General features: G+C 75.4%; 15 protein-coding genes. 9 read left to right on the top strand and 6 right to left on the bottom strand.

Translation table 11 applies throughout. The features are described from left to right. Positions 1-172: 172 nt before the first annotated feature. Complete coding sequence (mshD, locus tag ACU610_RS17345; RefSeq protein WP_446770731.1) at positions 173-1,099, bottom strand: mycothiol synthase; 927 nt, start codon at positions 1,097-1,099, stop codon at positions 173-175. Positions 1,100-1,106: 7 nt separating this feature from the next. Further along, complete coding sequence (locus tag ACU610_RS17340) at positions 1,107-1,856, bottom strand: winged helix-turn-helix transcriptional regulator (protein ID WP_446768938.1); 750 nt, start codon at positions 1,854-1,856, stop codon at positions 1,107-1,109. Positions 1,857-2,153: 297 nt separating this feature from the next. Here ACU610_RS17340 and ACU610_RS17335 point away from each other — a divergent pair, with 297 nt between their 5' ends. The 6 genes from ACU610_RS17335 (at position 2,154) to ACU610_RS17310 (ending at position 5,621) form a co-directional block, all read left to right on the top strand. Continuing rightward, on the top strand, positions 2,154-2,972 hold the full coding sequence (locus ACU610_RS17335) for a hypothetical protein (RefSeq protein WP_446768937.1): 819 nt from the start codon (positions 2,154-2,156) through the stop codon (positions 2,970-2,972). A 10-nt stretch (positions 2,973-2,982) separates the two neighbouring features. After that, entirely contained in the window at positions 2,983-3,672 is a 690-nt protein-coding gene (locus tag ACU610_RS17330) for an LmeA family phospholipid-binding protein (RefSeq protein WP_446768936.1), read from the top strand. Between the two features lie 65 nt (positions 3,673-3,737). Next, the gene (locus tag ACU610_RS17325) at positions 3,738-4,097 is read left to right on the top strand and encodes a thioredoxin family protein (protein ID WP_446770730.1); all 360 of its coding nucleotides are present in this window, start codon (positions 3,738-3,740) and stop codon (positions 4,095-4,097) included. A gap of 157 nt (positions 4,098-4,254) precedes the next feature. Continuing rightward, positions 4,255-4,455, top strand: coding sequence for a hypothetical protein (locus ACU610_RS17320; protein WP_446768935.1), 201 nt, complete (start codon positions 4,255-4,257; stop codon positions 4,453-4,455). A 36-nt stretch (positions 4,456-4,491) separates the two neighbouring features. Further along, a complete protein-coding gene (locus ACU610_RS17315) occupies positions 4,492-5,325 on the top strand; it encodes a sulfurtransferase (protein WP_446768934.1) in 834 nt (277 codons plus the stop codon). 2 nt (positions 5,326-5,327) lie between these two features. Beyond that, positions 5,328-5,621, top strand: coding sequence for a DUF1416 domain-containing protein (locus tag ACU610_RS17310; protein WP_446768933.1), 294 nt, complete (start codon positions 5,328-5,330; stop codon positions 5,619-5,621). A gap of 112 nt (positions 5,622-5,733) precedes the next feature. On the opposite strand, the gene ACU610_RS17305 is transcribed toward ACU610_RS17310, so the two are convergent. Together ACU610_RS17305 and ACU610_RS17300 are read right to left on the bottom strand one after the other, a co-directional pair. Continuing rightward, the gene (locus tag ACU610_RS17305) at positions 5,734-7,023 is read right to left on the bottom strand and encodes a PP2C family protein-serine/threonine phosphatase (protein WP_446768932.1); all 1,290 of its coding nucleotides are present in this window, start codon (positions 7,021-7,023) and stop codon (positions 5,734-5,736) included. 188 nt (positions 7,024-7,211) lie between these two features. After that, a complete protein-coding gene (locus tag ACU610_RS17300) occupies positions 7,212-7,895 on the bottom strand; it encodes a TetR/AcrR family transcriptional regulator (protein ID WP_446768931.1) in 684 nt (227 codons plus the stop codon). A gap of 129 nt (positions 7,896-8,024) precedes the next feature. Between ACU610_RS17300 and ACU610_RS17295 the strand changes: the two genes are divergently transcribed. The 3 genes from ACU610_RS17295 (at position 8,025) to ACU610_RS17285 (ending at position 11,494) form a co-directional block, all read left to right on the top strand. Continuing rightward, on the top strand, positions 8,025-8,954 hold the full coding sequence (locus tag ACU610_RS17295) for an NAD-dependent epimerase/dehydratase family protein (RefSeq protein ID WP_446768930.1): 930 nt from the start codon (positions 8,025-8,027) through the stop codon (positions 8,952-8,954). A 306-nt stretch (positions 8,955-9,260) separates the two neighbouring features. Further along, entirely contained in the window at positions 9,261-9,806 is a 546-nt protein-coding gene (locus ACU610_RS17290; RefSeq protein WP_446768929.1) for an FABP family protein, read from the top strand. After that, positions 9,803-11,494 carry a DUF885 domain-containing protein gene (locus ACU610_RS17285; protein WP_446768928.1) on the top strand — a complete coding sequence of 564 codons (1,692 nt, stop codon included), beginning with the start codon at positions 9,803-9,805 and terminating at the stop codon, positions 11,492-11,494. The genes ACU610_RS17290 and ACU610_RS17285 overlap by 4 nt, the downstream gene beginning before the upstream one ends. 146 nt (positions 11,495-11,640) lie before the next feature. Here ACU610_RS17285 and ACU610_RS17280 read toward each other — a convergent pair whose 3' ends face one another. Further along, positions 11,641-12,252, bottom strand: coding sequence for a hypothetical protein (locus ACU610_RS17280; protein WP_446768927.1), 612 nt, complete (start codon positions 12,250-12,252; stop codon positions 11,641-11,643). A gap of 406 nt (positions 12,253-12,658) precedes the next feature. Further along, positions 12,659-13,972, bottom strand: a complete 1,314-nt coding sequence (gene nhaA, locus ACU610_RS17275; protein ID WP_446768926.1) for a Na+/H+ antiporter NhaA — start codon at positions 13,970-13,972, stop codon at positions 12,659-12,661. Positions 13,973-13,985 lie beyond the last annotated feature (13 nt).

Below are 13,985 nucleotides of genomic sequence, written 5' to 3'. Positions count from 1 at the left end.
CCGAGGCCTGCGTCACGGGATGTGGACCAACTCACGTCCAGCCGGTGAACGAGGGCGCGCCGACTGGCGCAGCGGCCCCGCGGCGGGAGCACCCCGTCCTCCCCGCCCCCGGCGAGCTCAGGGCGGTGCCCGGGACGGGGCCGTGCCGCGGAGGGCGGAGAGTGGTCCTTCTTCAGCGGTCGCGGCGCCAGGAGACGTCGACCGCGTGCCGCGTGAACCCGCTGCGCTCGTAGAGCGTCACCGCCGCGGCGTTGTCCTCCTCGACGTAGAGCAGCACCTGGCGCAGTCCGAGACCCCGCAGGTGGGCCAGCCCCACGTCGGTGAGCGCGCGGCCCAGACCGAGGCCCTGCGCGTCGGGGTCGATCCCGAGCACGTAGACCTCGCCCACCGCCTCCGGCCCCTCGTCGCCGGGCGGGTGCACCTTCGTCCAGTGCGACCCCAGCAGGCGGTCCCCGTCCCAGGCGAGGAAGAAGCCGGCCGGGTCGAACCACGACTCGGCCTCGCGCAGCAGCAGGTCCTCCGTCGTCCAGCTGCCCTGCTCGGGGTGGGACGCGAAGGCGCGGGCGTTGGTGCGCAGCCAGGCCTGCTCGTCGCGGCCGGGCCGGAAGGTGCGCACCACGACGCCCGGGGGCAGGCGCAGCCGGGGCTCGGGGTCGACGCCAGCCAGGTCGCGGCGCATCTGCAGCAGCACCCGGGCCCGCTCGTACCCGCGAGGCTGTGCCAGCTCGGCCGAGCCCGGCAGGTCGCCGTGGGCCCAGACCCGCAGCGCGCGGTCGCCGGCCAGCTCCTCGAGGTGGGCCAGCAGCGTGCGGCCGACCCCCTGCCGGCGGGCGCCGGGAGCGACGACCAGCTCGGCCTCGGCGTCCCCGGTGCCGTCCCCGCCCTCGAACCGCGCGTAGCCGGTCAGCGTGCCGTCGGCGGCGGTGGCGAGCACGTCGCGACCGCCGACCGGACCGCCGTGCTGCAGCCGCAGCTCGGCCTCCTCCGAGAGCGGGCGGACGCCGTCGGCCGCGGTCGCCGCGCGCAGCAGCGCGAGGACCGCGTCGACATCGGCCGGGTCGAGCCGGGCGACGTCCCGGACGAGGGGAGCGGTGGACAGGAGGGCCTCAGACCAGCTCGGTGTCGTTCTGCGCCCGGGCCTCGGCCTCGGCGCGCGCGGCGGCCGCGGCGGCGTCGGCGACCTGCTGGTCGAGCTTGTAGCCGACGTTGCGCACGGTGCCGATCAGCGCCTCGTGCTCGGTGCCGAGCTTGGCCCGCAGCCGGCGCACGTGGACGTCGACGGTGCGGGTGCCGCCGAAGTAGTCGTAGCCCCAGATCTCCTGGAGCAGCTGCGCGCGGGAGAAGACCCGGCCCGGGTGCTGGGCCAGGTACTTCAGCAGCTCGAACTCCTTGTAGGTGAGGTCGAGGGGGCGGCCGCGCAGCTTGGCCGAGTAGCTGTGCTCGTCGATCACCAGCTCGCCGGCCTGGGTCACGCCGCCCTCCGGACCGTCGGCGGGGGAGGCGGCGGCCAGCCGGCGGGCGGTGGCCCACTTGAGGCGGGCGTCGACCTCGGCCGGGCCGGCCGTGTCGAGCAGGACGTCGTCGACGCCCCAGTCCGCCGACAGCGCGACCAGGCCGCCCTCGGAGAGGACCGCGACCAGGGCGGAGGCGACGCCGGTGGAGGACAGCAGCCCGCAGAGGGTGCGCGCCTGGATGAGGTCGTGCCGGGCGTCGACCAGGACGACGTCGCCGGAGTCCCCGTCGAGCAGGCTCGACAGCTCCGGGGCCACCACGCGGACGTGGTGGCCCAGGAGGCCGAGGGCGGGCAGCACCTCGGTCGTGGCCTGACGCGCGGCGGTCATCAGCACGAGTCGCATGACGTCTCCTCAGGGGAGGCGGGGACGACGGACGTCGTCCGGGGACCCACGACGGCGCTGTCGAAGAGACAGCAGGATAACCGACGTGATCCATCCGGCCCCCTACGTGATCAGATCGCGATCTGTGACCGTTGATACGGACGACGGCGCACGACTGGCCGGCCTCGTCGCCGCCGCGCAGGAGGCGGGCCCGACGGCGACGGCCGGGGTGGTCCCCGGGTCCGGACACGCGGGGAGCGGCGCCACCGCGCCGCTCGTCGAGCGCACCGGTCGGTGGGTGTCTGCGACCATCGGACCGTGACGGTGACCGAGGCGCGACCCGGGCTCCCGGCCCGTGTGGGGCACCTGCCCGTCGCCGTCGCCGTCGTCGTCGCGACGGCGGTGCTGGTCGGGCTGCCGGCGGTCGCGGGTGAGACGGGCCGGCTGGCGGCGGTCGCCGTCCTGCAGGTGGCGCTGGTCGCGGCGTGGGTGCCGGCGACCGGGATCCCCGGGCGGATCGGCGCGCCGGCGCTGGGGCTCGCCGCGGCGGCCGGCGCGGACCTGCTGCTCGTGGTGCCCGAGCGGCCGGAGATCGGCGCGCTGCTCGCCGTCCCGGGCCTGGGCCTGCTCGCCGCGGTGCTGCACCAGATGCTGCGCCGGGCGCCGCGGTCCGACGTCGTCGGCTCGCTGGCCGGCGTCCTGCTGCTGATCACCACGGTCAGCGCCCTGGCCGTCCTGCTGCTCCTGCCCGCCGCCGGCGACGGGACGGCCGCGGCCACCGCGCTGCTCGTCGTCGGGGCGACGCTGCTGGTGGGCTCCCTGGTCGACGTCCTGCTGCCCCGTCCGGCGGTCGCGGCCGGCGTGCCGAGGGGCGTGCCCGCGCTGGTGCTCGGCGTGCTGGCGGGTCCGGTGGTGGCCGTGGTCGGCACCGGTGCCGGCGACGTCGCCACGGTCCTCGGTGCGGTCGTCGCCGGTCTGGCGCTGGGCGCGGTCGCCGCGCTCACCGGGCTGGCCGCGGGCTTCGTCGTCGCGTCAGGCCCGCGCCGGGCCTGGGCGGCGGTCCTGCTGCAGGCGGTGCTGCCCTTCGCCGCGGCCGCCCCGGTGGCGTTCTCCGTCCTCCTGCAGAACGCGCTCTGATCGGCCGGCCGTGCGCGCCCTGCTGGTGGTCCTGCTGCTCCTCGGTGGGCTGGCGTTCGCTGCCGACCGGGGCGCCGAGGCGCTCGCCGAGGACCGGGTGGCGCGGCTGGTCGCCGAGCGAGGCGGCCTGGCCGGCGAGCCGGCGGTCGAGATCGGCGGCTTCCCCTTCCTGACCCAGGCGGTCGGCGGGCGCTACGACGACGTGCGAATCTCCCTCTCCGGCGCGGACCTGGGCCAGCCCGAGGGCACCCGTGCCGACGTCTCGCTGCAGGGGGTGCAGGTCGCGCTGTCCGACATCCTGGCCGGATCGGTGCAGGACGTGCCGGTGGAGCGGGTCGACGGCACGGCGACGCTGTCCTACGAGCTGCTCGCCGACCAGCTCGGCCCGGGCACGACCGTGACGCGGGACGGCGGCGGCCTGCGGGTACAGCGCAGCGTGGAGGTCGCGGGGGTGCGCGTGCCGCTGGCCGCCACGGGCACGGTCTCGCTCGACGGCGACACCGTGGTGGTCGACGTCGACGAGGCCACCGGCGCGGGCGTCGACGTCCCGGGGTACCTCGTCGACCAGGTCAGCGACGCCCTGGACCTGCGCTACCGCATCCCGCCACTGCCCTTCGGACTGCATGTCACCGGAGTCGCCCCTGCCGACGACGGTGTGCGGGTGCGGGTCGAGGCGGCCGACACGGTGTTGCGGGGCTGAGGCCCCCGATCGGGCGACCCGGAACAGCCGGTGGGCCGGGCGGGTTGCTCCCCGACGTGGACCCGATGGGAGCCGGCGAGCAGGGGCGGGCGGCCACCGCCGTGCTCGAGGGCCTGGGCGTGTGCCCGGGCGATGCCGACCTGACCGTCGTCCAGTTCTCGACGGCGTTCTGCGGGCCGTGCCGAGCGACCCGGGCCCGCCTGCAGCAGCTGCAGGCCACCCGGCCCGGACTGGCGTACGTCGACGTCGACGCCGAGAGCCACCTCGACGCCGTCCGTGAGCTGGGCGTCCGGCGCACCCCGACGCTCCTCTACGTGGACCGCGCGGGCCGGCTGCTCGGCGGCAGGAGCGGCGCTCCGCGCCCCGACGAGCTCACCGCGCTGGTCGAGGCGCACGTCGCCCGCGCCGGTGCCCGGGACGGGTGAGGACTGTGATCCGTTACCCTCGCGCCGTGGGCATCCTGCTGACCAGTCGCCGCACAGTGGACCTGTGCCGCGTCGGCAGCTGCCTGTGTCCGGCCTCCTAGGACGAGCCCGGCCTCGTCCCGACGTGCCCTGACCGCCGTCCGGAAGCCCTGCTCCCATGCCTCCAGCACACCTCCCGACCGGCCACGAGGTCGACGTCCGGGGTCCGCGCGCCGCCGCGTGGGTCCCCGGCGCCGTCCTCGCCGTCGCGACCGGCCTCGCGCTGGTGGCGGCCCTGCTCCACGCGGCCACGGGCTCCTGCCCCGGCCGTCAGCTGCACCCGACCGTCCGCCGGGCCCGTCCCGCGCGCACCGCCTGACCGACCGCACACCTACCACAGGAGGGAACACCCCCCATGAGCCGCAACGACGTGCTCGTCTCCGCCGACTGGGCCCAGGAGCACATCGGCGCCCCCGGCATCGTCTTCGTCGAGGTCGACGAGGACACCAGCGCCTACGACAAGGGCCACATCGAGGGCGCGGTCAAGCTGGACTGGAAGACCGACCTGCAGGACCCGCTGCGCCGTGACTTCGTGAGCAAGGAGCAGTTCGAGCAGCTGCTGTCGGAGCGGGGCATCAGCAACGACGACACCGTCGTGCTGTACGGCGGCAACAACAACTGGTTCGCCGCCTACGCCTACTGGTACTTCAAGCTCTACGGCCACGACCAGGTCAAGCTGATCGACGGCGGCCGCAAGAAGTGGGAGCTGGACAGCCGCCCGCTGTCCTCCGACGTCGTCGAGCGCCCGGCCACCCAGTACCGCGCCAAGGACCAGGACACCGACATCCGCGCCTTCCGCGACGAGGTCGTCGCCGCGATCGGCCAGAAGAACCTGGTCGACGTCCGCTCGCCCGACGAGTTCAGCGGCAAGCTCGTGGCCCCGGCCCACCTCCCCCAGGAGGGCGCACAGCGCCCGGGCCACATCCCCACCGCGGTGAACGTGCCGTGGAGCAAGGCGGCCAACGAGGACGGCACCTTCAAGAGCGACGAGGAGCTGGCCACGCTCTACGCCGAGGCCGGCCTCGACACCTCGAAGGACACCATCGCCTACTGCCGGATCGGCGAGCGCTCGAGCCACACCTGGTTCGTGCTGCGCGAGCTGCTCGGCCACCAGAACGTCAAGAACTACGACGGCTCCTGGACCGAGTACGGCTCCCTCGTCGGCGTCCCGATCGAGAAGGGGGCCTGAGCATGTGCGGCGCTCCCAAGCAGGGCGGCGCGCTGGCCGGCGTGGACCTGACGACCCAGACGGTCATCCAGGGCCAGGTCTGGCACGACGGCGCCCCCGTGGCCGGTGCCTACGTCCGGCTGCTCGACTCGACCGACGAGTTCACCGCCGAGGTGGTCACCAGCCCGGAGGGCGAGTTCCGCTTCTTCGCCGCCCCGGGTGAGTGGAAGCTCCGCTCCCTGGCTCCGGCCGGCAGGGGTGAGCGCGTCCTCACCGCCGACGTCGGCCTGAACGAGACGACCGTCGCCATCGACTAGCGGTGCGGCACAGCGCCCGTCCCGGCACTCGCCGGGGCGGGCGCCGTCGCGCGTGGCCCCGCCCAGCGGCTCGCCGCGAGCGCACGAGTGGTGAAGGGCAGGGGGTCCTTCCTCAGTCGACGCCGGGTGGGAGGCGGTTGGGGCCGGCCTCGGGCGGCCGCGGACGGTCCTCGGGGTGCGCCCGGACGGCGACGATCGCGACGTCGTCGGCCCCGTCCACGGGCAGCATCCGCTCGATCAGCGTGTCGCAGAGCTCCTCCAGCGACGTCTCGCCGAGATCGCGCAGCGCCTCCCGCAGCATCGCCAGCCCCTGGTCCAGGTCGGCATCCCGGCGCTCGACCAGGCCGTCGGTGACCAGCAGCAGGGTGTGCCCATCGGCCAGCTCGGCGGTGTGGTCGGTGCGCGGTGCGTCGGGGTCGATGCCGAGCATCAGGTCGGGGCGGGTCTCGAGCAGCGTCGTCGAGCCGTCGGGGGCCAGCAGCACCGGCGGGAGGTGCCCGGCGTTGCTCCAGCGCAGCACGCGGGTGCCCGCGACCGGTACGTCCGGGTGCCGCTCGACGCGGGCGAGGACGACGGTCGCCAGCGTGCTCACCGCGAGCCCGCGCGCCACGTGCTCGGCGCGGGACAGCGTCGCCGACGGTGGCTCCTCGTTGTCGTAGGCCAGCACCCGCAGCAGACCGCGCAGCTGCCCCATCGCCGCGGCGGCGTCGCTGTCGTGGCCGACGACGTCCCCGATGACCAGCATCGTCGCGCCGTCGGGCTGCAGGAACGCGTCGTACCAGTCGCCGCCAACCTGCGCCCCGTGCGCTGCCGGGCGGTACCGCACGGAGACCTGCAGGTGGTCGGGCTCCGGCGGCGGGGTCAGCAGCGCCTGCTGCAGCCGGTCGGACAGCGCCCGCTGCTCGGCGGCCCGCTCGGTCACCCGCCGCAGTTCCACGGCCTGGCTCCGGGCGGCCAGCCGGTCGGTCAGGTCGCGGAAGGAGACGACCACGCCCGTCACCGCGCCGTCCTCCACCGCCGGGACGGCGATCAGCTCGACCGGCACGGGGGTGCCGTCGCGGTGCCAGAAGACCTCGTGGTCGGCGCTGACCGTCCGGCCGCTGTGCAGTGCGGCCCAGACCGGGCACTCGTGCTTCGGGTACGGCGAGCCGTCGGGCCGGCGCCCGTGGATCATCGTGTGCTGGTCGCGCCCGAGCTGCTCCTCGGCGGCGAGACCGGTCAGGCGCACCGCCGCCGGGTTGACGAACTCGACGCGCCCGTCGGCGTCGAGGCCGTAGATGCCGTCGGCGATGTTGGCCAGCACGCGCTCGTACCGGGCGAGGGTCCGGGAGAGCAGGGCCTCCACGTCCGAGCGGAGCGTGCCGCCCCCACCGTTGCCGACGATCCCCACGACCGGCGTCACCCCCCTCGCGTCCCGGACCGGTACCGCTCCGGTCCGCCAGCCTGCCCTACCAGGATCGGGTCTCGACCGGGACGTCGCCGTCGTCCCCGCGCACACGCGCCGGCAGGACGGCGGCGAGGGCCGAGGCGGGCAGCGGCGTCCGCCGGAACGGCAGGGCCGCGGCCGGGGGGCTCCCGGCGATCGGCACGTCAGAGCCCGACCAGGGCGGCGAGCTCCCCCATCGCGCCGTCGAAGTACCGGTCGGTGTCGGTGACCGACCCGACGAGGTGGCCGAACAGCTCGAAGCTGATGGTCCCGTAGACCGAGCTCCAGGCCAGCAGGGCGCGCAGCCGGACGGCGTCGTCGATGGCGGGGTGCTCGCCGCCGAGCAGGGCTGCCGTCTCGTCGCTGACCAGGTCCGGGTCCCGCTCGCGCCCCGCTGACTCGGGCAGCGCCCCACTGCGGGCCGCGTCGCCGATGATCCGGCCCAGGACCACGGCCACCCGGGCGGCCGCGGGCACGGTGTCGCGCGGCGCGGCGTAGCCCGGCACGGGGGAGCCGTAGAGGAGCGCGTACTCGTGCGGGTGCGCCCGCGCCCATGACCGGACGGCCCGGCACACCGCCAGCCAGCGCTCACGCGGGGGAGCGGCCGGGTCGTCGGCGTCCTCCGCGGCGGCGCCGAGCGCGTCGTAGCCGTCGGTGATCAGCCGGGTCAGCAGGTCGTCGCGGCTCGGGAAGTAGCGGTAGAGCGCCGACGAGGCCATGCCCAGTTCCCGCGCCACCGCCCGCAGCGAGAGCCCGGCCGCCCCCACCTCGGCCAGCTGCCGGCGCGCGGCAGCAGTGATCTCGGCGGTCAGCTCGGCGCGGAAGCGCTCCCGGACGGTCGGCGGCACGAGGTCATCGTCGCATTCCGCGAGCAGTGTACGCAAACGAGAGCAGCGCTCTTGACGACGCGATCGACGATGTGCGAGCGTCGATCGCAGCGGAGAGCACCGCTCTCGCGCTTCGACCGAGGAGGGGTCATGGCACTGCACGTGATCGTGGGCAAGGGGCCGGTCGGGACGGCGACGGCCGAGCTGCTGGCCGCCCGAGGACACCAGGTGCGGGTGCTGTCGCGCAGCGGCGGCAGGTCCACGGACACCGTCGAGCACCGTGTGGTGGACGCGGCCGACGCAGCCGCGCTCGCCGCGGCCGCACACGGCGCGGCGGCGCTCTACAACGCGGTAAACCCGGCCTACCACCGCTGGGCGACCGACTGGCCGCCCGTCGCCACGGCACTGCTCAACGCGGCCGAGCGGACCGGCGCGGTACTGGTCACGATGTCCAACCTGTACGTCTACGGCGCCCCGACCGGCCCGATGCGGCCCGAGAGCCCGCTGGCCGCCACCGACCTCAAGGGCCGGGTGCGCATCGCTATGTGGCGGGAGGCGCTGGCCGCGCACGAGGCCGGCCGGGTGCGGATCACCGAGGCCCGTGCCGCGGACTTCGTGGGCCCGCAGGTGCCCGCCGAGCACTCCCACCTCGTCCGGCAGCTGCCCACGCTGCGGCGCGGTCGCCGCGCCTGGGTGGTCGGCGACCCCGACGCCCTCCGCAGCTGGGCGTACCTGCCCGACGTCGCCACCACGCTGGCCACCCTCGGCACCGACGAGCGGGCGCTCGGCCGGGCCTGGCACGTGCCGAGCGCACCCCCGCGCTCGCAGCGGCAGGCGCTGGCCGACCTGGCGACGGCCATCGCTGCGCCGCCGGCCCGGGTGAGCCGGATCCCGTGGTCGGTCCTGCGCGGGATCGGGCCGGTGTCGCCGACGATGCGCGAGGTCGTCGACGTCCGGCACCAGTTCGACCGGGAGTACGTGATCGACGCGTCGGCGACCACCGCCACCTTCGGGCTCGCCCCCACGCCGTGGGACGAGGTGGTGGCCGCGACGGCCGGGGCGGTGCCGGCGACCGCCTGAGGAAGGGCCACCCTGCTCACCACCACCCGTGGGAGGACCCCCCGTCCTCCTCCCCCATCGGAGAAGGGCCCGTCCCTCTCATCCCTCGCGAGCTCGGGGTGAGCCTCCGGACGGGGCCTGCGGGACCCGGGAGGGGGCCTGAGCCTCGGGACGGGGCCGGGGGCCCTGCAGGGAGGCCGGGCCGGGCAGCCCTACGGTGGAGGGCATGGTCTCTGCCTGGGTCCTCGTCGCCCTGGCGTCGTTCGCGGCGCTCGGCTGCGGGTACGGCGCCGCCCGGCTCGCCCGCCGTCCCCCCGAGGCGCGACGGTGAGTGAGCCCGCGAGCGGCGCCACCGAGCTGCCGGTCGCCGACACCGTCGACGTCCGCACGGGGCCGGAGGTCTCCGAGGAGCTCCTCGCCGTCCTGCCGCTGCTCGGTGAATGGCACGGCGAGGGGCAGGCCGCCGGAGCCGAGGGCGACCACCGCTTCGGCCAGTGGATCCGGTTCAGCCACGACGGCCGCGGCTTCCTGGCGTACGACTCCCGCACCTGGCGGCTCACCGACGACGGGGAGGTGGTCGGACCGGCGGTCCGGGAGTCCGGCTTCTGGCGGCCCCGCGGCGGGGACGACGTCGAGCTGCTGGTCACCAGTCCCGACGGGCTGGTCGAGCTCTACGTCGGCCGGGCCCGGACGACGACCAGCTGGGAGCTGAGCACCGACGTCCTGGCCCGCACGCCGGACGCCCCCGAGGTGTCCCGCGCCGTACGGCTCTACGGCATCGTCGAGGGCGCGCTGATGTACGCGATCGACCGCGCCGTCGGCGACGAGCCGCTGCGGCCCACCATGTCGGCCCGGCTGGAGCGGCTGCGGTGAGCGGTACGCCGAGACGGGTCGCCGACCGCTACGTCGACGCGGTCTGCGAGCTCGACCCGATCGTCGCCACCTCGCTGGGCACCCGCCCCGGCGACGACCGGCTGCCCGACCCCAGCCCGACCGGGCTGGAGGCCGAGGCGCAGCTGGCCCGCGACACCCTCGCCGAGCTGGACCGCGTGCTCGGGGCCGACCCGGCGCTGGACGACGACCCGGTCGAGCGGCGCTGTGCGCGCCTGCTGCGCGAGCGGCTGAGCGCCGAGCTGGACGTGCACGAGGCCGGCGAGGGGTTGCGCGCGCTGTCGAACCTGTTCAGCCCGGTGCACTCGATCCGGCAGGTCTTCCTGCTCATGCCGACGTCCTCGGCCGAGGACTGGGCGGTCGTCGGCCGCCGGATGGCCCGCGTCCCCGAGGCCTACCGCGGCTTCCGCGCCTCGCTCGAGGAGGGCGCCCGGCGTGGGCTCCTGGTGGCCCCGCGCCAGGTCTCGACGGTGGTGGAGCAGCTCGGCGAGTGGCTGGCCGGGCCCTTCTTCGGGGGGTTCGCCGCGGGCGGCCCCGACGCGCTCCGCGGCGAGCTGGACGCCGCCGCGCAGGCCGCCGACGGCGCGGTCGCCGAGATGCGCGACTTCCTCCGCGAGGTCTACCTGCCCCGGGCCGAGGGGACGCCGGACGCCGTCGGCCGCGACCGCTACGCCCTGGCCGCCCGTCGCTGGACGGGCTCGGACCTCGGCGCCGGTGACGGCCTGGAGGAGGCCTACGCCTGGGGCTGGGCCGAGCACCGCCGGATCGTCGCCCAGCAGCGGGCCGAGGCCGAGCGGGTGGTGCCCGGCAGCACGCCGATGGAGGCCATGCGCTGGCTGGACGTGCACGGTCCCGCCGTCGACGGCGTCGAGGCGATCCGCGAGCGGCTGCAGACGATGATGGACGACGCGATCGCGGCCCTGGACGGCGTCCACTTCGACCTCGCCGAGCCGGTCCGCCGGGTCGAGGCGATGATCGCGCCCCCGGGCAGCGCCGCCGCGCCGTACTACACGCGACCGGCGCAGGACTTCTCCCGTCCCGGCCGCACCTGGCTGCCGACCCTCGGCCGGGAGCGGTTCCCGCTCTGGGACCTGACCTCGATCTGGTACCACGAGGGCGTCCCGGGCCACCACCTGCAGCTGGCCCAGTGGGCGTACGTCTCGGGACAGCTGTCGACCTACCAGACGTCGCTGGGCTCGGTCAGCGCGAACGTCGAGGGCTGGGCGCTGTACGCCGAGCGGCTCATGGACGAGCTGGGGTACTTCGCCGAGCCGGGCACGCGGCTGGGCTTCCTCGACGCCCAGCAGCTCCGGGCGGTGCGGGTCGTCATCGACATCGGCATGCACCTGGGGCTGCCCGTACCGGACGACGCCGACGGCGCCCTCGCCGCGCACCGCGGGCGGCCGTGGACGCCGGAGCTCGCCCGCGCCTTCCTCGGGGAGCACAGCGGCGCCACCCCGGCCTTCCTCGACAGCGAGCTGGTCCGCTACCTCGGGCTGCCCGGGCAGGCGATCAGCTACAAGCTCGGCGAGCGCGCCTGGCTGGACGGTCGTGCGGCGGCGCAGCGGGCGCGGGGCGCGGCCTTCGACCGGAAGGCCTGGCACATGGCCGCGCTGTCGCAGGGCTCGCTGGGGCTGGACGACCTGGCCGCGGAGCTCGCCGTCCTCTGAAGGAGGACCCCGTCCTCCCCACCCCTCGCAAGCTCAGGGTGGGACCCGGGACGGGGCCGCGGCGGGCCTCTGGACGGGGGCGCCCGGGACGGGGCAGGCGGGACCCGCGCCGAGCCTGCGGGGCGTGGGGGCGACGGGGTCCGCTGTCAGAAGCGGGTAGGAGGCGGGTTGACCGGGTCGGTGTCGTGGCCCACCGGGTCGTCGGGGGAGGCGGGGTGCGCCTCCAGCCGGGAGCCGAGGAGGTCGTCGATCGCGCCGGCCGGCCCGCCGACGTAGGTGCTCATGAGGGTGGGGTCGGTGGCGACGAACCAGGCGCGGTCGGCCGGCCACCACACGGCGGCGCTCTGCTCCTGCGGCTCGGGGGCGAAGTTGGCCGAGGCCAGCGTCACCGGTCCGCGGCGCAGCAACAGGTCGCAGGTGGGCAGCGCCAGGTGCGGCCGGCCGTCGTGCGCGTCGTCGCACCAACCGAACCAGCATTCGTCCGGCGTGGTCGTCCACCGGGCGAGCAGGCCGGCCAGCGCCGCGGCCACGGAGGCGGGCAGGTGGCCCTCGGCGGGGCTGTCGTTCCAGACGTCGGGCTGGTCGTCCTCGCTGACGTACTCCCAGGAGCCGGTGATCGCCGGCCACTGCATCAGCCGGTGCGCCGTGGTGCCGTTGTAGGCCGCGACCTCGTCCCAGCGGACGTCGACGTCGTCGTCCCCGGCGTAGCGCACGGCGGGGTGCAGGACCCGGGCGTAGGCCTCGAAGACCGGTGGCACCAGGGAGGCGACGGTGCGGTCGCGCCGGAGGGCGGCAGCGACCCACGCGCCGGGGGAGTCGCCGGTCCCGACCGCGCCGGTGGACAGGGCGGACCTCCCCGGGAAACGGACAACCCCCGGGCTGCTCCACGGCGCCCTGCCTGGCGGGCCAGGGGGCAGCGCGTGGGCCGACTGGACAAGTGTCGGCAGCCCGGGGGTCGGGTGACTGTCCGGTTCTCGCTCGCCGCCGTACGACGGACGGGCGATCATGCCGTCGTTCGGATTCCACTCCGAACGGGCGGCCCATCTGGACGGCGGCTAGCGGACAGCCACCTCACGAGTCCGATAAGCATGCAAAGTTCGGACCACCTCCTCTCTCGTGTACCTCGACGGTACGTCCCCTCCGAGGGGTCGGCAACGCGCTTTTTCAGCCGTCGGCGGAACGCCGCTGGTACACGTCGGGGACGCCGTCGGCGTCGGCGTCGGCGCGCTCCTGCTCGGCGATCCGCTTGTAGCGGCGGTTGCGCAGCCGGAGCACCACCGTGGCCAGCAGCGCCGCCACGAACGTGCCGGTGAGGATGCCGACCTTCGCGTGGTCGTAGGTGGGCGAGCCGGCTCCGTAGGCCAGTTCGGTGATGAGCAGGGACACGGTGAAGCCGATGCCGCCGAGGAGTGAGAGGCCGAGCACGTCGGGCCAGCCGAGGTCCTCGTCGAGCTCGGCGCGGGTGAACCGTGACACCAGCCAGGTCGAGGCGGTGATGCCGATCGCCTTGCCCGCGACGAGGCCCACGGCGATGCCCAGGGCCACGCGGTCGGTGACGGACGTGGCGAGCCCGGACAACCCGCCCACGGCCACCCCGGCCGAGAAGAAGGCGAAGACGGGGACCGCGACCCCGGCCGACAGCGGCCGCAGCCGGTGCTCGAAGTGCTCGGCGAGCCCGGGGCCGGCCCCCGGCCCCCCGGCGGCCTGGCTGCGCACCACCGGGACGGTGAAGGCGAGCAGGACCCCGGCGACCGTGGCGTGCACGCCGGACTCGTGCACAAGCACCCAGGTCACCACCGCCAGGGGCAGCAGCAGCCACCACCTCCGGACGCGCTTCTGCACGAGGAACCCGAAGAGCGCCAGGGGGACCAGCGCGAGCAGCAGCGAGTCGACGGAGAGGTCCTCGGTGTAGAAGAGCGCGATCACCACGATCGCCAGCAGGTCGTCGACCACGGCGAGGGTGAGCAGGAAGGTCCGCAGCGCGCTCGGCAGGTGGGTGCTGATCACCGCCAGGACGGCGAGGGCGAAGGCGATGTCGGTCGCCGACGGGATCGCCCAGCCCCGCAGTGCGCCCGGCGCACCGCCCAGGTTCAGCAACACGAACAGCAGCGCGGGGACGGCCATGCCGCCGACGGCGGCCGCCACGGGCAGCGCCGCCCTGCGTGGGTCGCGCAGGTCGCCGGCCACGAACTCCCGCTTGAGCTCGAGGCCCGCGACGAAGAAGAAGATCGCCAGCAGGCCGTCGGCGGCCCAGGTCCCGAGAGTGAGGTCGAGGTGCAGGGACGCCGGCCCGATCCGTGTGTCGCGCAGGGTCTCGTACGCGGCCCGCCAGGGGGAGTTGGCCCACACCAGCGCGATCGCCGCCGCAGCGAGCAGCAGGGCCCCGCCCACGGTCTCCTTGCGGAGGATGTCGGTGATCCGGCGGGTCTCGGCCCAGGAACCGCGGGCGAAGACCGTCGAACCGGGGGGCTTGCTCATGGGGGGCTCCAGC

Source organism: Geodermatophilus sp. URMC 61 (assembly GCF_052931555.1).
This window is presented reverse-complemented; position numbering and strand designations above follow the sequence as displayed.

Bases quoted from the DNA above. Each gene is read 5' to 3' on its own strand.
- ACU610_RS17340 (WP_446768938.1), bottom strand. From the start codon at position 1,856: ATGCGACTCGTGCTGATGACCGCCGCGCGTCAGGCCACGACCGAGGTG.
- ACU610_RS17325 (WP_446770730.1), top strand. From the start codon at position 3,738: ATGGGAGCCGGCGAGCAGGGGCGGGCGGCCACCGCCGTGCTCGAGGGC.
- ACU610_RS17320 (WP_446768935.1), top strand. From the start codon at position 4,255: ATGCCTCCAGCACACCTCCCGACCGGCCACGAGGTCGACGTCCGGGGT.
- ACU610_RS17315 (WP_446768934.1), top strand. From the start codon at position 4,492: ATGAGCCGCAACGACGTGCTCGTCTCCGCCGACTGGGCCCAGGAGCAC.
- ACU610_RS17310 (WP_446768933.1), top strand. From the start codon at position 5,328: ATGTGCGGCGCTCCCAAGCAGGGCGGCGCGCTGGCCGGCGTGGACCTG.
- ACU610_RS17295 (WP_446768930.1), top strand. From the start codon at position 8,025: ATGGCACTGCACGTGATCGTGGGCAAGGGGCCGGTCGGGACGGCGACG.
- nhaA (WP_446768926.1), bottom strand. From the start codon at position 13,972: ATGAGCAAGCCCCCCGGTTCGACGGTCTTCGCCCGCGGTTCCTGGGCC.